Below are 22,080 nucleotides of genomic sequence, written 5' to 3'. Positions count from 1 at the left end.
CTGCCGGCCTTACGCCTGCCCCACCGGCATAGGCGCGGCGCCGCTCAGCCGTCCACCCGCCATGCGTGGTAGGGCCAGCGTTCGTCCGCGGGCAGGGGAAGCGGCGTCCAGTTGGGACGCTCCAGCGGCCGGTCGGACAGCACGACGCCGCCCGGCAGCATCAGCGCGTCGATCAGCGGCGCCAGCCATGCCGCCTGCCGGGCGTCGTGGCCGCGGTCGGTGCTGCCGAAATCGGCATGGGCCAGCCGGGCGCAGCGGCCGAACCGCTCCGCCGCCGCCGGCATGGTTTCCTGGAAATCGCCGACGAACAGGCGGTCCTCGTCCGGCGTCAGGTCCGGCGGCACGCGGACCCACATGTCGAAGACCAGGATGTCGCGCGGCGGGAAAAGGTGGCGCAGATGGTCGAAGGTGCGGCCCTTGCCCAGCCCCACCTCCAGCACCATGCCGTCGCGGCCGGCCACGGCGCGCCCGGCCCAGCCCAGCGCGTTGCGCTGCACCGTCATCCGATCGATCATGCGGTCGAGCAGCGACCGGGATTCCATCTCGGTGCCCCTGGCGGTCCCCATCTGCCCCTCCCCTGCGCTCCACGGATCGGCAAGGACACAGTGTGAAATGCCGCAGGCGCGCCGTCGAGACAAATTGTCGCAGGGGGCGGGCGGCGGGTGCTGCCGCTGCCGCCCTGCCCCCTTACGGCCGGGTCGGGTCGAAGCGCTTGGTCAGTCCCTGCCAGCAGCGGTAATAATCGTGCTGAAGCTCGGCGGTTTCCAATGCGTGACGCGTCGGACGGATGACGGCGCGCGTTTCGAACATGAAGGCCATGGTGTCGCCGACCCGCTGCGGCCGGGTGGTGTCGGCGGCGCTGGCCTTGGCGAAGGTCTCGGCATCGGGTCCGTGGCCGCTCATGCAGTTGTGCAAGCTGGCGCCGCCGGGCAGGAACCCTTCCTCCTTGGCGTCGTAGACGCCATGGATCAGGCCCATGAACTCGCTGGCGACGTTGCGGTGGAACCAGGGCGGGCGGAAGGTGTCCTCCTGCACCAGCCAGCGCGGCGGGAAGATGACGAAGTCGATGCTGTCGACGCCGGGGGTGTCGCTGGGCGATTGCAGCACCAGGAAGATCGACGGGTCGGGATGGTCGAAGCTGATCGAGCCGATGGTGTTGAAGCGGCGCAGGTCGTATTTGCAGGGCGCATGGTTGCCGTGCCACGCCACCACGTCCAGCGGCGAGTGGCCGATGGGGGCGCTCCACAGTTGGTCGTCGAACTTCGCCACCAGTTCGAAGGCGCCCTCGACATCCTCGTACCAGGCGTCGGGCGTCAGGAAGTCGCGCGGGTTGGCCAGCCCGTTGGAGCCGATGGGGCCGAGATCCGGCAGGCGGAACGGCGCGCCGAAATTCTCGCAGACATAGCCGCGCGCCGTGCCGTCCGGCAGTTCGACGCGGAAGCGCAGGCCGCGGGGGATGAGGGCGATCTCCTGCGGCTCGACCTCCAGCACGCCCAGCTCGGTGAACAGGCGCAGGCGGCCCTGCTGCGGCACGATCAGCAGCTCGCCGTCGGCATCGTAGAAGAAGCGCCCTTCCATCGACCGGTTGGCGGCGTAGAGATGGATGCCGCAGCCGGTCTGCGCCTGCGGTCCGCCGTTGCCGCCCATGGTCACCAGCCCGGCGACGAAGTCGGTCGGCGCATCCGGCATCGGCGGCGGGCTCCAGCGCAGTTGCGTCGGCGGGGCCGGCATCTCGTCGAAGCGGCTGGTCAGCCGGCCGGAGTCCATCGGCCGGAACGGCTCGTGCACCACCGCCGGGCGGATGCGGTACAGCCAGGAGCGGCGGTTGTGCGCGCGCGGCGCGGTGAAGGCGGTGCCGCTGATCTGCTCGGCATAGAGGCCGTAGGGCGGGCGTTGCGGCGAGTTGCGGCCGACGGGCAGCGCGCCCGGCAGGGCCTCCGTCGCGAATTCGTTGCCGAAGCCGGACCGGTAGGTGAAGGCGGGGGACGTCATGCGGGCAGCTCCCTTTTCCGGGGGATGCGGCCGGCGTGGGGCCGGGCGCGACCATTTGTCGCTCATATAGTTTCTTTTGAAACTATGCGCTAGTGGAAATTGGGGGAGCGGTTGCTGTCGGTGCCCCGTCAGTTCATCGGACGGTCGGGCAGTTCCAGCAGGAAGTCGCCGCCTTCGTCGTAGCCGGCGGTGCGGATCACGCCGTATTGCGGGGTCTGCGGGGCGTCGCGGGTCACGTCGTCGCGGACCTCCTGGTAGAGCGCGTAGCCGTTGCTGTCCTTCGGCAGCGCCAGCACCCGCTTCTTCAGCGCGGCGGCGAAGGGGGAGTTCACGTCGCCGTCGGCCACCGGCTCGTCGCCGCCCGACGACAGCGCCATCACCGAGCGGCGCTGGCGGATCTCCTGCTCGCTGGCGATGCGGCTGGCGTCGACCTTCTGTTCCTTGGTGAAGGCGCCGGAATAGCAGCTGTCCGACACCACCATCACATGCTTGGCCGGCATGCGGCTGAGGAAGCGTCCGATGTCGTTGTTCGACACCCAGTTGCGGGCGCTGGTCGTCTCCGCGTCGGCCGGCAGCCAATAGCCGGTCCCGGTTTCCGCCAGCTCATAGCCGTGGCCGGCGTAATAGACCATCACCTGGTCCTGTTCGCTCACCTCGCGGCCGAGCTTGCGCAGCGCCTCGCCGATCTGGGCCTTGGTCGGATTGCGCAGCACCCGCGTCTCGTAGCCGAGCTGGTCGTTCAGCGCCTTGCCCACCGCCTTGATGTCGGCCTCCGGCGTGACCAGGGCGGGGATGCCGGTGTCGCGGTAGGTGTCGACCGCGATCATCAGGGCGATCTTGCGCGGCTTCGGCGGAGCGGCGGGATCGGGCGCCGCGGCGGCGGCATCGATGGCGATGCGCTGCTCGGTCGTCTTGCCGGTCTCGTCGGTCATGGTCAGCGTGGCTTCGGTCGCCCCCGGCTCCACCGGGATGCTGGTGCGGAACTGCCCCTGCTCGTCGATGAAGACCCAGCGGCCGTTCACCCGCGCCTCGGCCAGATTGGCGCTGTCGGCGACGATGCCGCGCAGGGTCATGGTGCCGCCGCGGGTGCGGCCGCCGCGCGCCTGCTGCAGGGCGGGCGGAGCCGAGGAGGCGGTCGGCCGGCCCAACATGTCCGCCGCCGCAGGGTTCGCCACCAGCTGCCGCAGCGCGCCGGCGAAGGCCTGGGTGCGCTGCTCGCGCTCCACCCGCTGCACCATGGCGAGGTAGGTGCGGACGACCTGGGGCGGCAGGTTGGCCTGGGTCACAGTGGCGCGCACCTGGGCATAGCCGCCGGGCTGGCCGGCGGCGCTGTTCTGCAGGATGCCGCCGACGAGCACCGCCACCGGATCGCTGCTGGCGGTCAGGCCGCCGATCAGGGTGGGGACGGGGACGCTGGCCAGCACCGCCCGCTGTTCCGGCAGCGACAGGCCGCCGGTCGCCAGCGCCGTCACCGCCTGCACCATGCCGCCGCTGCCGGCGGCCTGGATGATGGAGCCGGCCGCCGCCTGGACCTGGGGCGAGGCGAGCAGCTGGGGCCCCGGTTGCGACAGGGTGGCGCCGGAGGCATAGGCCTGCGTCGCCTCCGCCGTGAAGGTGACGGAGCGGCCGGACGGCAGCACCACCGTCGACGGACCGGGGGGAGGCGGTGGCGGCGGCGAGATCGGGGCGCTGCCGGAGGACGAGTTGCCGCCCGTCGTCTGGGTGCCCTGCCCTTCCCCGGATCGGGGGACCATGCTCTGGGTGGCCGTGCCCTGTTCCAGCGCCGACAGGAAGGTCTGCGGGGTGGTTGCGGCGGCCGAGGTTCCGGTGGCCGGGGCGATCGTCGGGGGTGTGGCCGTCGTCGGGCTTGCCATGATCTGCGCCACCGGCTGCAGCACCGTCTGTACGGATCCGTTGCCTGCCAGGGCGGATTGGCCGGTGGAGGATGACGTATCCGAGGAGGCGCTTCCCGTCGATCCGGTTCCTTCCGGATTGGTGCCGGACGCATCCGTTCCGGGCGTGCCGGTGGACGGCGTACCGGGTCCGCCCCCGTCTCCACCGCCGGTTTCCGGTGTGGTGGGAGCGGCCGGTGTCGTGGGGGTGGCCGGCGTGGCCGGAACCTCCGGCACCTCCGGCAACGTCGGGGTCACGGGAGGCGGGGTCACGGGAGGCGGCGTCACCGGGGGGGGAGGCGGCGGTGGTGCCGGCGTGCTGCTGATCGTCACATCGCCGTTCCTGTACACGTCCGATGCCTTTTCACCGGTTCCGGCGGTGCCCTGGAGGGTCACCTCTCCCGCGGCCGCCACGATCTGGATGTTGCCGTCGGTTTCGGCATCCAGGCCGATGCCGGCAACCTCAGAGATGGCCGCAGATGTACCGGCCCTGCCGGTGATGGCAACGCCGCCTGCCGACCTGATTTCCGCCGAACCCTGGATTTTTGCTCCCCAGGCTTCCTCGGCGTCCGCCTCGGAGGCGTCGCCGTCGATCAGAATGGCATCGGCGGCCGTGGAGGCGGATTGGAGGATCGGCCTGCCGCCGTCATCGGAGGCGATCATGACGCCGGCACTCCAGCCGGAATAGGACACGGACTTGCCACGGATGGCGATCTTCCCGGTGCCGGAGCCGATCCTGCTTTGTCCGATGATGGCCACGCCATGGCCGTCGCCATCATAGTGCGATCCCTCGCCGGTGATGGCGATCGTGCCCCCGTCGGAAAGCAGCTCGCTCGATTCGATGGTTACGCCGGTGGCATTTTTTTCGTTGCCGGTCGCCGGCGAAGCTCCGGGATCGTTCCCGCCGCCCAAGGTGATGGCGCCGCCATGGGTTTGGATCGTGCTGCCGGCGATCAGGATCGGGCCGCTTGAGTCCGCGCCGCTGTTTACGACCACCGGAGTGCCGGACGAATTGATGGTGGTGGACATCAGCGAGACGCCGCTCCCCGCCTTGAGCGTCGTCGTGCCGCCGCCGGTCAGCGCAAGGTTCATCGTTATCAGGTCGCGCGCCGCGTCAACGCGGATGGCGCCCGATTGGGTGGTCACGGTCGACGAGTCCAGCACGATGTCGTCGTTCCACCCGCCGCCGCTCGTCAGGGTGATCGACGTGCCGCCCAGCCCGATCAATTGAGAGGAGCCCTCGATCACGATTGCCTGGTTGCCGACTCCGCTCTCGCTTCGGTCGGTCCCGCCCGAGCCCGCGATGATGATGGCGCCATTGTCGCTCTCGAGCCTCGAACCTCTCAGCCTGACGCCCAAGGAATTGCCGATTGGATGGCCGGGGAAATAGTCCTGGTCGTTGTGTCCGGCGGCGCCCGTGACCGTGACGATGCCGCTCAAGCTGTGCACCGTCGCCGCGTCGAGCAGAACACCGAGGTTGTCGCCGCCGTACAGGTTCTGATCACAGGTCTGTACCGGGCAGTTACTGATTCCTCCCGCGCCGGTGAGCGTGACGGCCCCGCTGGTGGTCAGCAGTTGGCTGTTGCGGAGCGCGATGCCGTGGTTTCCGCCGCCGTCATAGAGCCCGCCATTCCCACTGATGGTGATGGAGCCGGCGCCGGTATCGATGGTGGCGTTGAGGAGATTGACGCCCGATGCGTAGCCGGCGAGCGGCAGTCCTGTTGCCGCGTAGAGCGAGGGATTGATGCCGCCGCCCACCAGAAACGAGCCGCCGCGGGTGTTGATCGAAATGGCTCCGCTTTCTTTACCGATCCGAACAGCACCATCGCGCGTATCCTCGTCTCCGGTGTTTCCGGCGTTCAGGACGAGGGTGAGCGCCCCGGAGTCCGACCGGATGCCTTCATTGACGATGATGTTCCGGTAGGCATTCAACGTCAGCGAAGTGTCCCCGCCGTACGACTTGACGATCGCCTCGTCGACGGTGATGTCGCCGTTACCGCTGATGGCGCTGTCGGTCTGCAGCGTGACGGCGGTGCCGGTATTCAGCGACGCTTCGATCGTGGCGGCGCTGATGGTCCCTCCGCTCGACGATACCCTGATGTCGGTCGGATCGAGCAGCCAGGACCCGCCCTTCCCTGCCGATGCCCCGGCATCGACCCGGCCGCGCACCTGCAGCGACAGCTTGCCGGAGGTTTCCACGAAGCCGCCGTTGCCGCCGGCCGCACCGCCGCGGGCGGAGATGGCGCCGTCGAAGCGGGTGCCGCCGTCGGCCCACACCACGACCTTGCCGCCCTTGCCGCTCTCGGTGGCGTCGGCGGCGATGGTGGCCGCCTGCGCCACCACCGTCTCGGCGGACGGCGGCACCGGCTTGCGCGCCGGGCGGATGCCGTAGCCGGCCAGCGTGGCGGCGGACGCCTTGCCGCCCTGCACGTCGCCGCCGACCAGCACCTCCCCTCCCCCGGCGGCGCCGGACGCATCGATGCGTGCCTTGCCGGTCAGCGCCGTGCGGTCGCCCGACACGCTGACGGAACCGCCGGTCTGGCCGGCATTCCTGCCGCTGGCGTCCAGCGTGCCCGACACCTCCACCTCGCCGCCGTCGCCCAGCAGGACGATGTCGCCGCCCTGCTGCTCCACCCGCCGGGCCTGGACGGTGCCGGACATGTTGACGACGCGGTCGACCAGCCCCTTGGCGGCCGAGGCCGTCATCTGTACCCGGCCGCCGTCGGCGAAGATCCTGCCGCTGTTGCTGACCAGGGCGTCCACCGGCTTGCCGTCGGCGCCGACGGGCCGCGCGTCGGTCTTGGCGTCCACCGCGATGTTGATCTTCTGGTCGCCGAACAGGTCGACGACGAAGCGCCGCCCGGATGCCAGCGTCACCTCGCCCATGCGGGCCTGGATGGTGCCGCGGTTGGCGACGCCGGGGGCGACCAGCGCCGCCAGCCCGGCCTGCGCCACCGTGATGCTGCCCTCGTTCTCCACCGTCGCGGTGGAGCCGGCCCGCCCCTCGAAGCTGTGGCGGCCGGCCATGAAGTCTTCGTTGCGGATGTCGTGGGTGGTGGCGACCAGCCCGCCGACATCGACGCTGGCGTTCGGTCCGAACAGGATGCCGTTCGGATTGACGAGCCAGACCTGCCCGTTGGCGGTCAGCCGCCCCATGATGGCGGAGGGATCGGGGCCGGTGACGCGGTTGAGGGTGATGGAATTGGCGTCGGGCTGCTGGAAGTTGGTGTGCTCGCCCTCGGCGATGCCGAAGCGCTTCCAGTCGATCACCGCCTTCGGGGTGGATTGGATGACGTCGAGCCGGCCGGGGCCGGTGGACTGGATGACGGCGCTGCCGTCGGTGACCACGCCGCCCTCGGGGTTGGCGAAGGCGGGCAGGGCCGGCAGGCCGAGGGCGGCCACGGCGGCGATGACCGCCAGACGCGCCGCCCCCGCCAGCGCGGTGCCGCGGCACAGGGCCTGCCTCAGTCCGGTCCCGGGATGGTCCCTCCGCGCCTCCACAGCCTGTCCCGCCGATCCGTCCGTCACACCCGATCCCCGCATCACCGATCCACTCCCCAGCGCAAGCCCCCGATGCCCGTGGGAAGGCGATACCCTGTCCGTATTCTTGGAATGCGAAACATTTTAGCGACGTGCGACCGAGGCGAAAATGCCGAAAGTGGTGACGGAATGTTTCGTTGCCGCAATACGGGATGGCGCGTGTGTCGCGCCGGAAGCGTTACCGGTAACGGAACCGGTGCGGAAAGCGTTACCAGTAACGCCTCCCCGGTACAGAAATGCCCTATTTCAATGGTTCAGGTCCCGCCTTTGCCCTTTCGAGCCGGCGGTCGATCCGCTAATAAGAAGGGCATCACGCGTTGCAGGGGGAACAGATGGCCGATCCGACCGCCGTCGCCACACGGAAATCTGCAGGCAGACCGGCAGGTAAATCAACCGGCAGGCAGGCGGGCCAGAATGCCGCCGATTCGGTACAGAAAGCTGCACAGAAGCCCGCCCGCTGGGTGGTCTACAGCGCGCCGAAGGGCGGAACCGGAAAAACCACCAGTTGCAAGAACACCGCGGTGGCGGCCGCCAAGGACGGAATGCGCGTCGCGACGCTGGATTTCGATCCGCAGCGCACGCTGGGGCAGTGGCACGAACTGCGCCGCCCGCACGAGGTCGCCGTCATCGACCATTATGAAGGCACGCTGGAGGAGATCGACGCGGCGCTCGCCCAGATCGACCCCGCCCGCTACGACGTGGTCTTCATCGACACGCCGCCCTCGGTGGAGCTTTATCCCGAAGCGACCAAGATCCTGCTGCGCCGCGCCGACCTCGTGCTGGTGCCGACCGGCGTGGGGCGTTTCGACAAGATGAGCGTCATCCCCTGGATGGAGTTCCTGCGCGATTACGGCCGCCCCGCCGCCTTCCTGCTGAACCGGGTCAAGCGCCGGTCGGTCAGCCTGCGGGAAGCGAAGCTGGAGCTGGGCCGGGTCGGCCGGCTGGTGCCGCATGAGGTGCCGGACATCGAGGACATGCACCGGGTCGACGACATCGGCTGCTCCATCGTCGATGTCGGCGCGGTGAACGGCGCCGACGAATGCCTGGGCGCCTGGTACTTCATCCGGCACGAGTTGGGGATCTGACCATGGCCAACGTGAAGTCCTTCATGAAGAAGGTGGCGGAGCAGGGCAAGGCCGCTCCCGCACCGGCCGCCCAGCCCTCGGCGCCCGCCGTGCCGGCCCGCACCGCCGCGGCGGTGGCGCCGTCCAAGGCCGACCGCCGGGCATCGGACATCAGCGACGCCATCGTGCCCTGCCACACCCGGCAGGAATTCGCCCAGGAAATCCGCTATCACTGGAACCGCAGCCGCAAGGAGTTCCTGTCGATCGGCCGCTATCTGAACCGCGCCAAGGAGATCCTGCCCCATGGCGAGTTCGAGGCGATGATCGAGAGCGACATGCCGTTCTCGGTCGAGACCGCCTTCCGCTTCCGCGCGGTGGCGGAGGCGGTGGATACCGGGCGGCTGTCGCTGGACGTGCTGCCGGGGGCGGAAAGCGTCGCCTACCAGATCGTCACCATGACACCGGACGAGCTGGAGCGCGCCAAGGCGCAGGGGCTGATCCGTCCCGACGTGACCCGCCGCCAGCTGATCGACTTCAAGCGCTCTCTGCGCCCGCCGAAGGACGTGACGCCGAACGACAGGCGCCGCCAGCTTCTGGCCGAATATGCCCGGCTGCGCGCCCGCTTGGCCGAGGTTCGCGACGAGCTGCGGCGCGACCACGGCATCGACCCGGAGCATGACTATGGCCGGGGGCGCACCGGCGTCACCATCGACGTCGAGGCGGAGGATGTCGGCACCGGCGCGGATGACGGGGCGTAAAGGAGCCTCAGTTCCGGTGCGACGTGTGGGAGCCGGGCATGCTGTCGCCGCCGGACCGGCGCGGTGACGACTGGCCGCCGATCAGGTCGGTCAATGCGCGGAAATCGCGCTGGAAGTTGCTGAAGAAGTCGCCGCTGCCGTTGCGGGAAACCCGTGCGGCCGAGGCGCCCATCGCATGGCTTTCGCTGTGGCTGGAATTGCGGCTCGACGTGCGGGTGCGCCGTTCCGGGACCTTCGGCTTGCGCGGCGGCGTCAGCGCGGGCGGGGGAGGGGCGTCGGGCAGGGAGGCGATTTCCGGCGCACGGGCGAAGGCGTCGCGGCACAGGCCCTGCTCGACCACCTGGTCCAGCTGCTCCGGGGCCAGGAGCCAGCAGTCGAAGGCGTCGGTCTGGGGCATGGCCGGCGCCTGCACCGTCACCGCCGGAACCTGAACCGCCGGAATCTGAAACGCTGCCGGTTCCGTCACGGGTTCCGCTGCCGGTTCCATCGGTGCGACGGCTGCCGGTTCCGCCGCCTGCACCATTACCGGCTCAACTGCCGGCTCCTTCGCCGGGACCGCGACGGGTTCGATTGCCGGTTCCATTGGGGCTTCCAATGGGGGGGCCGCTGCCGGCTCAACCTTCGGGACCGCCGCCGGAGCAGCCGGAGCCGGAGTATGGGCGGGGGAGGGCGGGGGAGCCTCGGCCTCCGGCGCGGAGAGCAGCGGTTCGGCGACGACCGGCAGCGCCGCAACCGCGGCAAGGACGACGAGCGCCGCCGCCGCAGTCGTTGCCATCAATGCCCCGCACCACTTCCCCGTCCGGCCCTCGCCCGGCATCGCCTGTCCTTTCCTTGTGTGCAGTCGTCAGGAACGCCGCTTCCCTCAACAGATAAACGCAACAGGCGGGCGCTTCGTCCGCGCGAAATGGGGGCGGCCCCCGAAAGATGCGGTACCTCTTCGGGGCAGGTTCTTTCGGTGCTTCGCTTCGTGCCGGGTGCGGCGTTGTCGCAGAGGCGGGTTGGCGCTCTTGTCAGAGGGGCGGGTTGATGGGACAGTTCGGCCCCAGCTTCACCAGCGAGAATGGACGGCGGCGCCGGCGGACATGGCCGATTTCAATTGGAACGACCTGCGATTCTTCCTGGCGGTGGCCCGCGCCGGCACATTGACCACGGCGGCCCAGCGCCTGCGTGCCGACCACACCACGGTCAGCCGCCGCATTTCGGCGCTGGAGGATGCGTTGCGCGTCACCCTGTTCGAGCGCCGACCCAGCGGTTTCACCCTGACGCCGCAGGGCGAGCGGCTGAAGCAGACCGCCGAGGTGATGGAGAGCGCGGCCTTTCTCGCCCAGGGCATGGTGGCGGACGGCGATCTGGCGCTTGCCGGCGCGGTGCGCATCGGGGCGCCCGACGGCTTCGGCAGCTGTTTCCTGGCGCCGCGCATCGGGGCCTTGTGCGAACGCCACCCGGAACTGGAGGTGCAGCTGGTCGCCATGCCGCGCGTCTTCAGCCTGTCGAAGCGCGAGGCCGACATCGCCATCAGCCTGTCCCGCCCGCAGGAAGGGCGGCTCTATGCCCGCAAGCTGACCGATTACCGGCTGGGGCTGTACGCTACCGCCGCCTATCTGGAGGCCCGGCCGCCGATCCGCAGCCGCGCCGACCTGCGCGGCCATTCCTTCATCGGCTATATCGACGACCTGATCTTCGCGCCCGAACTGGACTATGTCGAGACGATCGGGGAGGTGGCGCCGCGCATCAAGAGCAGCAGCCTCGTCGCCCAGATGAAGGCGACGCTGGCCGGGGCGGGGCTGTGCATGCTGCCCGCCTTCATCGCCGGCGGAGAGCCCGATCTGGTGCCGGTCCTGCCGGATGAGGTGACGATCACGCGGTCCTTCTGGCTGATCGTGCATGAGGATCTGCGGTCGCTGGCCCGCATCGCCATGACCGCGGACTACATCGCCGATCTGGTCCGGCGGGAGCAGGCGCTGTTCCTGCCCCCGTCGGCGGCCTGATAGGTTCCGGCCTACCCCTCGCCGCGCAGCATGCGGATGATGCCGGAGAAGTCGGTGCCGCCTTCGCCCTGCGCGTTCATCATGGCGTAGAGCTGCGCCGCCGCGGCACCCAGCGGGGTGGGGGCGCCGGCGCTCTGCGCCGCTTCCTGGGCCAGCTTCAGATCCTTCAACATCAGCGCCGCCGCGAAGCCGGGCTGGTAATCGCGGTTGGCCGGGCTGGTGGGGACCGGGCCGGGGACCGGGCAATAGCTGGTCAGCGACCAGCACTGGCCCGACGAGGTGGACGACACGTCGAACAGCGCCTGATGCGACAGCCCGAGCTTCTCCGCCAGGACGAAGGCCTCGCAGACGCCGATCATCGAGATGCCGAGGATCATGTTGTTGCAGATCTTTGCCGCCTGACCGGCGCCGGGGCCGCCGCAATGGACGATCTTCTTGCCCATCGCCTCCAGGATCGGGCGGGCGCGTTCGAAGGCCTCGGCCTCGCCGCCGGCCATGAAGGTCAGCGTGCCGGCCGCCGCGCCGCCGACGCCGCCCGACACCGGGGCGTCGAGCGAGACGGCCCCCTTGGCGGCGGCCAGCGCATGGGCCTTGCGGGCGGAGTCGACGTCGATGGTGGAGCAGTCGATCAGCAGCGTGCCCGGCCGCGCCACCGCGACGATGCCCGTGTCGCCGTCATAGACGCCCAGAACATGCTTGCCGCCCGGCAGCATGGTGACGACCACCTCCGCCGCCGCCGCGATGGCCGCGGGGGATTCGCCGATGGTGACGCCGGCCGCCTCGGCCGCGTCGATCGCGGCGGTGGACAGGTCGAAGCCCACCACCCGATGCCCCGCCTTCACGAGGTTCGCGGCCATCGGGCCGCCCATGTTGCCCAATCCGATGAAACCGATCACCGCCATCGTCGCGTCTCCCGTCGTTTGTTTTTGGTTTGCGTTACGCCATCCGCCCGATCTCGCTGCGCGAGACGATCAGGCGCATGATCTCGTTGGTGCCTTCCAGGATCTGGTGGACCCGCAGGTCGCGGACGATCTTCTCCACGCCGTAATCGGCCAGATAGCCGTAGCCGCCGAACAGCTGCAGGGCGTCGTTCGCCACCTCGAAGCCGGTATCGGTGGCGAAGCGCTTCGCCATGGCGCAGAGGCGGGTGGCGTCCTTGCTCTTGGCGTCCAGCGCCGAGGCGGCGCGGTGGACGAAGGTGCGGGCGGCCTCCAACTCCGTCGCCATGTCGGCGATGCGGAACTGCAGGGCCTGGAAGCGGTCGAGCGTCTGGCCGAAGGCCTTGCGTTCGCCCATGTAGGTCAGGGCCTTGTCCAGCGCCGCCTGGGCGCCGCCGATGGAGCAGGCGGCGATGTTGATGCGGCCGCCGTCCAGCCCCTTCATGGCGAATTTGAAGCCCATCCCTTCCTGCCCCAGCAGGGCGGAGGCGGGAACGCGGGCGTCCTCCATGATGACGGCGCGGGTCGGCTGGGCGTTCCAGCCCATCTTGTGCTCGTTGGCGCCGAAGGAGAGGCCGGGGGTGTCCTTGGGCAGCAGGAAGGCGCTGATGCCGCCGGGGCCGTCCTCGCCGGTGCGGGCCATGACGAGGTAGAGGTCGGAACTGCCGGCGCCGGAAATGAACTGCTTGGCGCCGTTCAGGATATAGCTGTCGCCGTCGCGCACCGCCCTGGTGCGCAATGCCGCGGCGTCGGAGCCGGCATTGGCCTCGGTCAGGCAATAGCTGGCCAGCCATTCCATCCGGCAGAGCTTGGGCAGCCAGTAAGCCTTCTGCTCGTCATTGCCGAAACTGTCCACCATCCCCGCCACCATGTTGTGGATGGAGATGTAGGAGGCGATGGTCGGACAGCCCTGGCTCAGCGCCTCGAAGATCACCACGGCGTCGAGACGGCTGAGCGCCGAGCCGCCATGGTCCTCCGACACATAGATGCCGCCCATCCCGAGATCGCCGGCGGCGCGCAGCGTGTCGGTCGGGAAATGCTTCTTCTGGTCCCATTCGACGGCGTTCGGCGCCAGCTCGTCGCGGGCGAAGGACAGCGCCATGTCGCGGATGGCGGCCTGGTCTTCGGTCAGTTCAAAGGACATGCGTCACCTCCTGCGATTCCCCCTCTTCCGCCTCTCGCACAAAGGTCGTTCATGCGAGAGGCGGAAGAGGGAAGGATACCTCATCACTCCATGGTCGGAATGACGAAGCTGGCGCCTTCCTTGACGCCCGAGGGCCAGCGCGAGGTGACGGTCTTGGTCTTGGTGTAGAAGCGCACCGAATCCGGCCCGTGCTGGTTCAGGTCGCCGAAGCCCGAACGCTTCCAGCCGCCGAAGGTGTAGTAGGCCAGCGGAACCGGGATCGGAACGTTGATGCCGACCATGCCGACATCGACGCGGGAGGCGAAGTCGCGGGCGGCGTCGCCGTCGCGGGTGAAGATGGCCACGCCGTTGCCGTACTCGTGGTCGTTCGGCAGGGCCAGCGCCTCCTCGTAGCTGTCGGCGCGGACGACGGAGAGCACCGGGCCGAAGATCTCCTCCTTGTAGATGCGCATGTCCGGCTTGACCTCGTCGAACAGGCAGCCGCCCATGTAGAAGCCGTTCTCGTAGCCCTGCATCTTGAACTCGCGGCCGTCGACCGCCAGCTTCGCGCCCTCCTTGACGCCGATGTCGACGTAGGACTTCACCCGCTCCAGATGCTCGCGCGTCACCAGCGGGCCGAAATCGGCGCTGCCGTCGGTGGAGGGGCCGATCTTCAGGCCTTCCACCCGCGGGATCAGCCGCTCCATCAGGGCGTCGGCGGTCCTCTTGCCGACCGGCACGACCACGGAGATCGCCATGCAGCGCTCGCCCGCCGCGCCATAGCCGGCGCCGATCAGCGCGTCGGTCGCCTGGTCGAGGTCGGCGTCCGGCATCACCAGCGCGTGGTTCTTGGCGCCGCCGAAGCACTGCACGCGCTTACCGTTGGCGCAGCCGCGGTTGTAGATGTATTCGGCGATCGGGGTGGAGCCGACGAAGCCCACCGCCTTGATGTCGCGGTCGTCGAGGATGGCGTCCACCGCCACCTTGTCGCCGTGGACGACGTTGAGGATACCCGGCGGCAGGCCGGCTTCCAGCATCAGCTCGGCCAGCTTGACCGGCACGCCCGGCGTGCGCTCCGACGGCTTGAGGATGAAGGCGTTGCCGCAGGCGATGGCCGGGGCGAACTTCCACATCGGGATCATGGCCGGGAAGTTGAACGGCGTGATGCCGGCGACCACGCCCAGCGGCTGGCGCATCGAATAGATGTCGATGCCGGGGCCGGCGCCGTCGGTGAACTCGCCCTTCAGCAAATGCGGGATGCCGCAGGCGAACTCCACCACCTCCAGGCCGCGCTGGATGTCGCCCTTGGCGTCGACGATGGTCTTGCCATGCTCCAGCGACAGCAGCAGCGCCAGCTCGTCATAATCGCGCTGGACGAGATCGAGGAAGCGCATCAGCACGCGGGCGCGGCGCTGCGGGTTCATCGCGGCCCAACCGCGCTGCGCCTCCTTGGCGTTCTCCACCGCGGCGCGCATCTCCTCCGCGCTCGCCAGCGGCACGCGGGCGCGCACCTCGCCGGTCATCGGGGAGTAGACGTCGGCGAACCGCCCGGACGTTCCGGAAACCAGCTTGCCGCCGATCAGGTGCTGAAGTTCGGTGGTCATCCTATTGTCCTCCCATGGGATTGTTTGTCACCATGTGGACCTGTCCGGCTCTTCGGATCGACCCGAAACTTTGCGCAACGGTTGTGCAGGAATGCGGCAAGGGTCCCGGCGGCGGGCCGGGACCGCGGTGCCGCGGGATCAGTCGGCCTTCTCCCCGCTCATGGCCGCGGCGACCAGGGCTTGCGCTTCGCTCGCCTCCTTCAGCCCGGCCTCGCGGCGTTCGCTGTAGCGGCTGGTCAGATAATCGCCGCGGTCGCGCACCAGCAGGGTGAACTTGACCAGTTCCTCCAGCACGTCCACCACGCGGTCGTAGTAGGGCGAGGGCTTCATCCGCCCGGCCTCGTCGAACTCCTGGTAGGCCTTGGCCACCGACGACTGGTTCGGGATGGTCACCATCCGCATCCAGCGCCCCAGCACCCGCATCGCGTTGACCGCATTGAAGGATTGCGAGCCGCCGGAGACCTGCATCACCGCCAGCGTCCGCCCCTGCGTCGGCCTGATGCCGCCGCTTTCCAGCGGCAGCCAGTCGATCTGGCATTTCAGGACGCCGGTGATGGTGCCGTGGCGTTCCGGGCTGACCCACACCTGGCCTTCCGACCATTGCGACAGGGCGCGCAACTCCGCCACCTTGGGATGGTCGGCCGGCACGCTGTCCGGCAGCGGCAGGCCGCTTGGGTCGAAGATGCGGGTTTCCGCCCCCATGCGGCGGAGCAGCCGGGCCGACTCCTCGGCCAGGAAGCGGCTGTAGGACCGTTCCCGCAGCGAACCGTAGAGCAGCAGGATGCGCGGCGGGTGCTTCGACGGCCGCGCCGGTGTCAGCCTGTCGGGGGCGGGTACCTCGAAGTAGGGCTCGTCCAGGCTCGGGAGGGAGTCGTGTTCGCCGGGATGGATATCATGCATGGGTGCGTCCCTCGTACCAGGGTTTGGTCGTCTTGACGATCTTCACCACCGACAGCATCACCGGCACCTCGACCAGCACGCCGACCACGGTGGCGAGCGCGGCGCCCGAGCCGAGGCCGAACAGGCTGATGGCGGCGGCGACCGCCAGCTCGAAGAAGTTGGAGGCGCCGATCAGGGCCGCCGGCGCCGCCACGCACCACGCCACCCCGAACCGGCGCGACAGCCAATAGGCGAGGCCGGCGTTGAAATAGACCTGGATCAGGATCGGCACCGCCAGCAGCAGGATGACCAGCGGCTGGGCGAGGATTTGCTCGCCCTGGAAACCGAACAGCAGCACCAGCGTGGTCAGCAGCGCCACCAGCGAAACCGGCTGGATCAGGTTCAGCGTCCGCTTCAGCGCGGGCTCGCCGCCGCTGGCCAGCAGTCCGCGGCGCCACAGCTGGGCGGCCACCACGGGGATGACGATGTAGAGCAGCACCGACAGCAGCAGCGTGTCCCACGGCACGGTGATCGACGCGACGCCCAGCAGCAGGCCGACCAGCGGCGCGAAGGCGAAGACCATGATGATGTCGTTCAGCGCCACCTGGCTCAGCGTGTAGTGCGGCTCTCCCTCGCACAGGTTCGACCAGACGAAGACCATGGCGGTGCAGGGGGCGGCGGCCAGCAGGATCAGGCCGGCGATGTAGGAGGAAATCTGGTCCTGCGGCAGCAGCGGGGCGAACAGGTTTCCGATGAACAGCGTACCCAGCAGCGCCATTGAGAAGGGCTTGACCGCCCAGTTGATGAACAGCGTCACGCCGACGCCGCGCCAATGCTCTTTCACCCGTCCCAACGCACCGAGGTCGATCTTCAGCAGCATCGGCACGATCATCAGCCAGATCAGCACAGCCACCGGCAGGTTGACCTTGGCGACCTCCGCCGCGGCGATGGCCTGGAAGACGCCCGGCACCAGATGGCCGAGCGCGATGCCGGCGACGATGCACAGCGCGACCCAGACGCTGAGGTAGCGCTCGAAAAGCCCCATGGAGGGGCGGGCCGCCGGGGCGGCCTGGATGTCAGCGGTCATGATCCGTGTCCGTCAGGAGGCATTGCCGACGCGGCGTCCGGCGCCATCGACGACCTGCTCGCCGTCCTCCTTGGCGAAGGTGCCGCGCTGGGCATCGGGGAGGATGTCGAGAACCGCCTCGGACGGGCGGCACAGCCGCACGCCCAGCGGCGTCACCACGATCGGCCGGTTGATCAGGATCGGGTGCGCCGTCATGGCGTCGAGCAGTTGGTCATCGGTCAACGCCGGGTCGCCGAAACCGAGTTCGGCATAGGGCGTGCCCTTCTCGCGCAGGACGGCACGCACCGGCACGCCCATGCGGCGGATCAGGTCGGCCAACTCGGCGCGCGTCGGCGGCGTCTCCAGATACTCGATCACCGCCGGTTCGACGCCGCTGTTGCGGATCAGCGCCAGCGTGTTGCGCGAGGTGCCGCAAGCCGGGTTGTGATAGATGGTGACCGGCGTCATCGCGCCTCCTCCGGGGTGGCGGACACCTGCCCCATGTCGTCCAGCTTTCGCTTCAGCGCCAGCCGGTCGAGCGAGGCGATGGGCAGGCTGACGAAGGCCTGGATGCGACGCTGGATATGCCCGAACACTGTGGCGGTGAAGGCTGCCTTCTCCGCGTCGCTGCGCTGGGCACTCGACGGGTCGGGGAAGCCCCAGTGCGCCGTCATCGGCTGGCCGGGCCAGATGGGGCAGACCTCGCCGGCGGCGTTGTCGCAGACGGTGAAGACGAAATCCATGTGCGCGGCGCCGGGGGCAGCGAATTCGTTCCAGGCTTTGGAGCGCAGTTCGGCGGTCGGGAAGCCAAGCCGTTGCAGCAGGTCGTGGACATAGGGGTTGATGCGGCCGGACGGCTGGCTGCCGGCGCTGAAGCCGCGGAAGCGGCCCTTGCCCTCTCGGTTCAGCAGGCATTCCGCCATGACGCTGCGGGCGCTGTTGTGGGTGCACAGGAACAGGACGTTGTAGACGCGGTCGGTCATCGCTGGATTGCCTTTCCGGGCCGCGGGGAGTGCGGCGGTTGGGATCGGAGCCTCAGGTGTCGTGGTCACATCCGACGGGACCACACGGGACGGCCTGGGTCAGGTCGGCGGAACAGAGTTCAGGGCGGCCCTGGCAGCAGTCCTCCATCAGGAAGGCGATCAGCCGGCGGGTGCCCTCATAGTCGGATGCGTAGAAGATCTGCCGCTGCACCCGCCAGGAGCGGAGCAGGCCGGCGCGTTCCAGCGTTGCCAGATGATGGGACAGGGTGGAGGCGGGGACCCCCACCTGCTGGGCGATGTCGCCGGCTGTCAGCCCGTTCGGACCCACCGTGATCAGCAGGCGGAAGACGGCCAGACGTGTTTCCTGGGCGAGGGCGGCGAAGGCGTTGGTGGCGGCTGTCATTTCCATGATTCGACAATAGTCGAAATGTCAGGGCGGGACAAGTGACGGTTCCGTGAAGGCCCCGGCGCCCCGCGGGGCCGCTTGGGGAACCCCCGAACGTGTGGGAAGACTTGAGGCGCCACGGCGCTTATAGTGCGCCCTCGCTTCCGGCCCGGCGCCTCCGGTCCGGGGTGGAGGGATTGCCGCAGAAACGGCGAAGCGGAATGGACATGACCAGTCACGAAGACGTCTTCGACACGCCGGAGACCCGTCAGCCGACCATCCTGTCGGTCTACAACCAGAAGGGCGGCGTCGGCAAGACGACCACCTCGGTCAATCTCGCCCTGACCCTGGCGGCAATGGGCAAGAGCGTCGTCCTGATCGATTTCGACCCGCAGAGCAGCGCGACCAGCAACTTCCTGCTGCGCGACAAGGCGAAGGTCGGCATCAACGACCTGCTGCGGCAGGAGACCTTCGTCGAGGACGCCATCACCCCGACCGCCTTCGACGGGCTGTCGATGATCGTCGGCGCGCGCAAGCTCTATTCGCTGGAACATGCGCTGGACAGCCGCGGCGGGTCGCAGCGCGGCCTGCGCAAGGCGCTGCATTTCTCGCGCAACCCGCCCGACTACGTCGTCATCGACTGCCCGCCGGCCCTCGGCCATCTGGCCGCCGGCGCGCTGGCGGCGTCGGACCGGCTGGTGGTGCCGGTGTTCCCCGGCCGCTACGCGCTGGACGGGCTGCGGCGCACCCTGCAGGTGGTGGAGCATATCCAGAACGGGCTGAACCCCAACCTGTCGCTGGCCGGCATCCTGATGCTGTCGATCACCAACGACGAGGTCGGACGCGAATCGCTGACCCAGCTGCGCAACGAGTTCCCCGACCTGATGTTCCGCACCGCCTTCCCCTATGACGTGGATGTGGTGAAGGCCACCTACCGCCGCATGCCGGCGGCGATCTTCGCGCCGGAGGGGCGGACCACCGCCCGTTTCGCGGCGCTGGCCTGGGAGATCATCCACGGCCGCGGCACCGCGCCCGACGAGGCCCAGCTGAAGCCGGCGCTGGACCGCATCCGGTCGTGGCACGAGGCGACCGACACCTCCTACAGCGCGCGGCGCGCCTCCTCCATCGACGAGGCGGACGAGCCGTCGGGCGGCGGCGGCGCCCGGCAGGCGGAGCGCGGGCAGTCCACCGGCCGCGGCGGGATGGGGGCGGGGCTTGTCGGGCTGGTGATCGGGCTGGCCGGCGGCTTCGTGCTGGGAGCGGCCGTGGGGCAGCCGATCCTGGGGAGATTGCTTGGGCTTGGGGGGTGAGTGTTCCCCTCTCCCGGGGCGGGAGAGGGCTTCGTGCGCGTCTACAATAATGAAGAGGCCGTCATGCTTCCTGTCGATGCCGTGCTGCGCAAGGTGGATTCCTCCTTCGAGGAGTCGGTCGGGCGGCTTTGCGAGCTGCTGCGCATTCCCTCGGTCAGCACCGATCCCGCCTATGCCGGCGATGTCCGCCGTGCCGCCCAATGGTGCGCCGACAGGCTGGCGGCGATGGGCTTCACGGTGACGATCCACGAGACGCCGGGCCATCCCATCCTGGTCGCCCATAATCCGGGGCCGGCGGGTGTGGAGACGCCGCATGTGCTCTATTACGGCCATTACGACGTGCAGCCCGCCGATCCGGTCGAGCTGTGGAACAGTCCGCCCTTCGAGCCGGCGATCGTCGAGGCCGAGCGGGGCCGCCGCGTCGTCGCCCGCGGCGCCGCCGACGACAAGGGCCAGACCATGACCTTCATGGAAGCCTTCGAGGCCTGGCATGCCGTCCACGGCTCCATCCCCATCCGCGCCACCGTGCTGCTGGAGGGCGAGGAGGAGACCGGCAGCCCGTCGCTGCCGCGCTTCCTGAAGGAGCATGCGGAGGAGCTGCGCGCCGATTTCTGCCTCGTCACCGACACCAACGCCTGGGACGTCGACACCCCGGCGATCACCACGCGGCTGCGCGGCCTGCTCTATCTGGAGGCCACCGTCACCGGGCCGAGCCACGACCTGCATTCCGGCCTGTTCGGCGGCGCCGTGCCCAACCCGATCAATGTGCTGACCGGCATCCTCGGCCAGATCCACGATGCCGACGGGCGGGTGCGCTTCGACGGCTTCTATGACGGCGTGCGCGAGCTGCCGGACGACCTGCTGGCGCAGATCCGCGGCCTGCCGCTGGACGAGGCGCAGTTCCTCGGCGCGCTCGGCCTGACCCGCAGCCATGGCGAGGCGGGGCGGACCCTGCTGGAGCGCATCTGGACCCGGCCGACCTGCGACATCAACGGCATCTGGGGCGGCTACACCGGCGAGGGATCGAAGACGGTCATCCCGGCCAAGGCGTCGTGCAAGCTCAGCTGCCGCCTGGTGCCCGGCCAGGATCCGGCGGCCATCGAGGCGTCGGTCGAACGCTTCTTCGAGGAACGGCTGCCGGCCGACTGCACGGTCAGCTTCCGCCGCTTCAGCTCCTCTCCCGGCATCGAGGTGCCGACCGACACGCCGTGGATGCAGGCGGTGCGCGGCGGGCTGAAGGATGCGACGGAGCGCGACGGCGTGCTGATCGGCGGCGGCGGGTCGATCCCCATCGTCGGCTGGTTCCGCGAGCATCTGGGGCTGGACACCATCCTGGTCGGCTTCGGCCTGGACGACGACCGCATCCATTCGCCGAACGAGAAGTTCGAGCTGAAATGCCTGCGCAACGGCATCCGCAGCCATGCTGCGATCCTGGGTCGTCTGGCGGCCGGGCAGGTCGGCTGACGCCGGGTCGCGGGCCGGGGGGCGATGCCGTCCCCCGGCCCGTCATGCTCAGCCGGCCTCGGCGGAGGAGGAGGCGCTCCACAAATTGATGCCGGCGTCGGCGACGGCGTGGGTGTCGATCTCCGCCAGTTCCTCCGGCGAGAAGGACAGGTTGTTCAGCGCGTCGAGCGAGTTGTCGAGCTGCTCCACGTTGCGGGCACCGATCAGGGCGGAGGTGATGCGCGGGTCGCGCAGAACCCAGGCCACCGCCATCTGCGCCAGCGTCTGGCCGCGCCGCTGGGCGATGGCGTCCAGCGCACGGATGCGCTCCAGGTTCTCCGGCGACAGGAAATGCGCCCGCAGGGTGCCGCCCTTGGCGGCGCGGGCGTCGGTCGGGCGGTCTCCCAGATACTTGTTGGTCAGCATGCCCTGGGCCATCGGCGAGAAGGCGATGCAGCCCATGCCGAGATCGTCCAGCGTGTCGAGCAGCCCGCCTTCGATCCAGCGGTTCAGCATGGAATAGGAAGGCTGGTGGATCAGGCAGGGGGTGCCCAGCTCCTTCAGGATCCCGGCCGCCCGCCGCGTCATCTCCGGCGAGTAGGAGGAGATGCCGACATAGAGCGCCTTGCCCTGGCGGACGATGTGGTCGAGCGCGCCCATCGTCTCCTCCAGCGGCGTGCGCGGATCGACGCGGTGCGAATAGAAGATGTCGACATAGTCGAGACCCATCCGCTTCAGGCTCTGGTCCAGGCTGGAGACCAGATATTTGCGGGAGCCCCAGTTGCCGTAGGGACCGGGCCACATCTCGTAGCCGGCCTTGGTCGAGATCACCATCTGGTCGCGGTAGGGGCGGAAATCGCTGGCGAGGATGCGGCCGAAATTCTCCTCCGCCGAGCCCGGCGGCGGGCCGTAGTTGTTGGCGAGGTCGAAATGGGTGACGCCGCGGTCGAAGGCCCGGCGCAGCACGGCGCGCCCGGTGGCGAACACGTCGGTCCCGCCGAAATTCTGCCACAGCCCCAGCGAAATGGCCGGCAGGTCGAGCCCGCTGCGGCCGGTGCGGCGGTAGCTCATGCCCGCGTAGCGCTGTTCGGCGGCAAGGTAGGGCGGCTGCATGG

Annotated in this window: 17 protein-coding genes and 1 pseudogene; 5 read left to right on the top strand and 13 right to left on the bottom strand. The window is 69.3% G+C overall.

Going from position 1 to position 22,080, the window contains the following annotated elements:
* Positions 1 to 44 precede the first annotated feature (44 nt).
* The 3 genes from DM194_RS23735 to DM194_RS23725 all read right to left on the bottom strand — a co-directional run bounded on the left by DM194_RS23735 (position 45) and on the right by DM194_RS23725 (position 7,427).
* Positions 45 to 566, bottom strand: a complete 522-nt coding sequence (locus DM194_RS23735; protein WP_111070020.1) for a class I SAM-dependent methyltransferase — start codon at positions 564 to 566, stop codon at positions 45 to 47.
* Between the two features lie 121 nt (positions 567 to 687).
* Positions 688 to 1,992: a homogentisate 1,2-dioxygenase gene (hmgA, locus tag DM194_RS23730; protein WP_111070019.1), complete on the bottom strand. Its 1,305-nt coding sequence runs from the start codon at positions 1,990 to 1,992 to the stop codon at positions 688 to 690.
* Positions 1,993 to 2,120: 128 nt separating this feature from the next.
* A complete protein-coding gene (locus DM194_RS23725; protein ID WP_246024560.1) occupies positions 2,121 to 7,427 on the bottom strand; it encodes a two-partner secretion domain-containing protein in 5,307 nt (1,768 codons plus the stop codon).
* Between the two features lie 458 nt (positions 7,428 to 7,885).
* Here DM194_RS23725 and DM194_RS23720 point away from each other — a divergent pair, with 458 nt between their 5' ends.
* On the top strand, positions 7,886 to 8,509 hold the full coding sequence (locus tag DM194_RS23720) for a ParA family protein (RefSeq protein ID WP_246024559.1): 624 nt from the start codon (positions 7,886 to 7,888) through the stop codon (positions 8,507 to 8,509).
* Between the two features lie 2 nt (positions 8,510 to 8,511).
* On the top strand, positions 8,512 to 9,246 hold the full coding sequence (locus tag DM194_RS23715) for a DUF3102 domain-containing protein (protein WP_111070017.1): 735 nt from the start codon (positions 8,512 to 8,514) through the stop codon (positions 9,244 to 9,246).
* Between the two features lie 7 nt (positions 9,247 to 9,253).
* Here the strand turns inward: DM194_RS23715 and DM194_RS28505 are convergent, their stop codons facing one another.
* Positions 9,254 to 10,021, bottom strand: a complete 768-nt coding sequence (locus tag DM194_RS28505) for a hypothetical protein (RefSeq protein ID WP_176581494.1) — start codon at positions 10,019 to 10,021, stop codon at positions 9,254 to 9,256.
* Between the two features lie 307 nt (positions 10,022 to 10,328).
* Here DM194_RS28505 and DM194_RS23705 point away from each other — a divergent pair, with 307 nt between their 5' ends.
* Positions 10,329 to 11,234: a LysR family transcriptional regulator gene (locus DM194_RS23705; RefSeq protein WP_111070016.1), complete on the top strand. Its 906-nt coding sequence runs from the start codon at positions 10,329 to 10,331 to the stop codon at positions 11,232 to 11,234.
* An 11-nt stretch (positions 11,235 to 11,245) separates the two neighbouring features.
* On the opposite strand, the pseudogene mmsB reads toward DM194_RS23705, so the two are convergent.
* From mmsB to DM194_RS23665, 8 genes and pseudogenes are all read right to left on the bottom strand, one after another.
* Positions 11,246 to 12,139, bottom strand: a pseudogene (gene mmsB / locus DM194_RS23700) (3-hydroxyisobutyrate dehydrogenase); the annotation flags it as partial.
* 31 nt (positions 12,140 to 12,170) lie between these two features.
* On the bottom strand, positions 12,171 to 13,316 hold the full coding sequence (locus DM194_RS23695; protein ID WP_111070014.1) for an isobutyryl-CoA dehydrogenase: 1,146 nt from the start codon (positions 13,314 to 13,316) through the stop codon (positions 12,171 to 12,173).
* An 83-nt stretch (positions 13,317 to 13,399) separates the two neighbouring features.
* Positions 13,400 to 14,899: a CoA-acylating methylmalonate-semialdehyde dehydrogenase gene (locus tag DM194_RS23690; RefSeq protein ID WP_111070013.1), complete on the bottom strand. Its 1,500-nt coding sequence runs from the start codon at positions 14,897 to 14,899 to the stop codon at positions 13,400 to 13,402.
* Between the two features lie 138 nt (positions 14,900 to 15,037).
* Entirely contained in the window at positions 15,038 to 15,799 is a 762-nt protein-coding gene (gene arsH, locus DM194_RS23685; protein ID WP_111070012.1) for an arsenical resistance protein ArsH, read from the bottom strand.
* Positions 15,792 to 16,823 carry an ACR3 family arsenite efflux transporter gene (gene arsB / locus DM194_RS23680; RefSeq protein ID WP_111070287.1) on the bottom strand — a complete coding sequence of 344 codons (1,032 nt, stop codon included), beginning with the start codon at positions 16,821 to 16,823 and terminating at the stop codon, positions 15,792 to 15,794. The genes arsH and arsB overlap by 8 nt, the downstream gene beginning before the upstream one ends.
* Before the next feature lie 54 nt (positions 16,824 to 16,877).
* On the bottom strand, positions 16,878 to 17,312 hold the full coding sequence (arsC, locus tag DM194_RS23675) for an arsenate reductase (glutaredoxin) (protein WP_111070011.1): 435 nt from the start codon (positions 17,310 to 17,312) through the stop codon (positions 16,878 to 16,880).
* Positions 17,309 to 17,827, bottom strand: a complete 519-nt coding sequence (locus tag DM194_RS23670) for an arsenate reductase ArsC (RefSeq protein WP_111070010.1) — start codon at positions 17,825 to 17,827, stop codon at positions 17,309 to 17,311. Before DM194_RS23670 ends, arsC begins: the two co-directional genes overlap by 4 nt.
* Positions 17,828 to 17,879: 52 nt before the next feature.
* Positions 17,880 to 18,230, bottom strand: coding sequence for an ArsR/SmtB family transcription factor (locus DM194_RS23665; protein ID WP_246024558.1), 351 nt, complete (start codon positions 18,228 to 18,230; stop codon positions 17,880 to 17,882).
* Positions 18,231 to 18,439: 209 nt separating this feature from the next.
* On the opposite strand from DM194_RS23665, the gene DM194_RS23660 reads away from it, so the two are divergent.
* Both DM194_RS23660 and DM194_RS23655 read left to right on the top strand, forming a co-directional pair.
* Positions 18,440 to 19,522 carry a ParA family protein gene (locus DM194_RS23660; protein ID WP_246024557.1) on the top strand — a complete coding sequence of 361 codons (1,083 nt, stop codon included), beginning with the start codon at positions 18,440 to 18,442 and terminating at the stop codon, positions 19,520 to 19,522.
* A 63-nt stretch (positions 19,523 to 19,585) separates the two neighbouring features.
* Positions 19,586 to 20,986, top strand: coding sequence for a M20/M25/M40 family metallo-hydrolase (locus tag DM194_RS23655; RefSeq protein WP_111070007.1), 1,401 nt, complete (start codon positions 19,586 to 19,588; stop codon positions 20,984 to 20,986).
* Between the two features lie 48 nt (positions 20,987 to 21,034).
* Here DM194_RS23655 and mgrA read toward each other — a convergent pair whose 3' ends face one another.
* Entirely contained in the window at positions 21,035 to 22,078 is a 1,044-nt protein-coding gene (gene mgrA, locus DM194_RS23650) for an L-glyceraldehyde 3-phosphate reductase (RefSeq protein WP_111070006.1), read from the bottom strand.
* Positions 22,079 to 22,080: the final 2 nt, after the last annotated feature.

It is taken from the genome of Azospirillum ramasamyi (genome assembly GCF_003233655.1).
Lineage (GTDB): Bacteria > Pseudomonadota > Alphaproteobacteria > Azospirillales > Azospirillaceae > Azospirillum > Azospirillum ramasamyi.
The sequence above is the reverse complement of the archived record's forward strand: the minus strand, read 5'-3'. Positions and strand labels throughout refer to the sequence as shown.

What these genes read in the sequence shown, in the direction of transcription:
- DM194_RS23695 (WP_111070014.1), bottom strand. Translation starts at nt 13,316, where the DNA reads ATGTCCTTTGAACTGACCGAAGACCAGGCCGCCATCCGCGACATGGCG.
- DM194_RS23655 (WP_111070007.1), top strand. Translation starts at nt 19,586, where the DNA reads ATGCTTCCTGTCGATGCCGTGCTGCGCAAGGTGGATTCCTCCTTCGAG.
- DM194_RS23735 (WP_111070020.1), bottom strand. Translation starts at nt 566, where the DNA reads ATGGGGACCGCCAGGGGCACCGAGATGGAATCCCGGTCGCTGCTCGAC.
- arsB (WP_111070287.1), bottom strand. Translation starts at nt 16,823, where the DNA reads ATGGGGCTTTTCGAGCGCTACCTCAGCGTCTGGGTCGCGCTGTGCATC.
- mgrA (WP_111070006.1), bottom strand. Translation starts at nt 22,078, where the DNA reads ATGCAGCCGCCCTACCTTGCCGCCGAACAGCGCTACGCGGGCATGAGC.
- DM194_RS23715 (WP_111070017.1), top strand. Translation starts at nt 8,512, where the DNA reads ATGGCCAACGTGAAGTCCTTCATGAAGAAGGTGGCGGAGCAGGGCAAG.
- DM194_RS23690 (WP_111070013.1), bottom strand. Translation starts at nt 14,899, where the DNA reads ATGACCACCGAACTTCAGCACCTGATCGGCGGCAAGCTGGTTTCCGGA.
- DM194_RS23670 (WP_111070010.1), bottom strand. Translation starts at nt 17,827, where the DNA reads ATGACCGACCGCGTCTACAACGTCCTGTTCCTGTGCACCCACAACAGC.
- DM194_RS28505 (WP_176581494.1), bottom strand. Translation starts at nt 10,021, where the DNA reads ATGGCAACGACTGCGGCGGCGGCGCTCGTCGTCCTTGCCGCGGTTGCG.
- DM194_RS23660 (WP_246024557.1), top strand. Translation starts at nt 18,440, where the DNA reads ATGACCAGTCACGAAGACGTCTTCGACACGCCGGAGACCCGTCAGCCG.
- arsC (WP_111070011.1), bottom strand. Translation starts at nt 17,312, where the DNA reads ATGACGCCGGTCACCATCTATCACAACCCGGCTTGCGGCACCTCGCGC.
- DM194_RS23725 (WP_246024560.1), bottom strand. Translation starts at nt 7,427, where the DNA reads ATGCGGGGATCGGGTGTGACGGACGGATCGGCGGGACAGGCTGTGGAG.
- DM194_RS23705 (WP_111070016.1), top strand. Translation starts at nt 10,329, where the DNA reads ATGGCCGATTTCAATTGGAACGACCTGCGATTCTTCCTGGCGGTGGCC.
- arsH (WP_111070012.1), bottom strand. Translation starts at nt 15,799, where the DNA reads ATGCATGATATCCATCCCGGCGAACACGACTCCCTCCCGAGCCTGGAC.
- hmgA (WP_111070019.1), bottom strand. Translation starts at nt 1,992, where the DNA reads ATGACGTCCCCCGCCTTCACCTACCGGTCCGGCTTCGGCAACGAATTC.
- DM194_RS23665 (WP_246024558.1), bottom strand. Translation starts at nt 18,230, where the DNA reads ATGACAGCCGCCACCAACGCCTTCGCCGCCCTCGCCCAGGAAACACGT.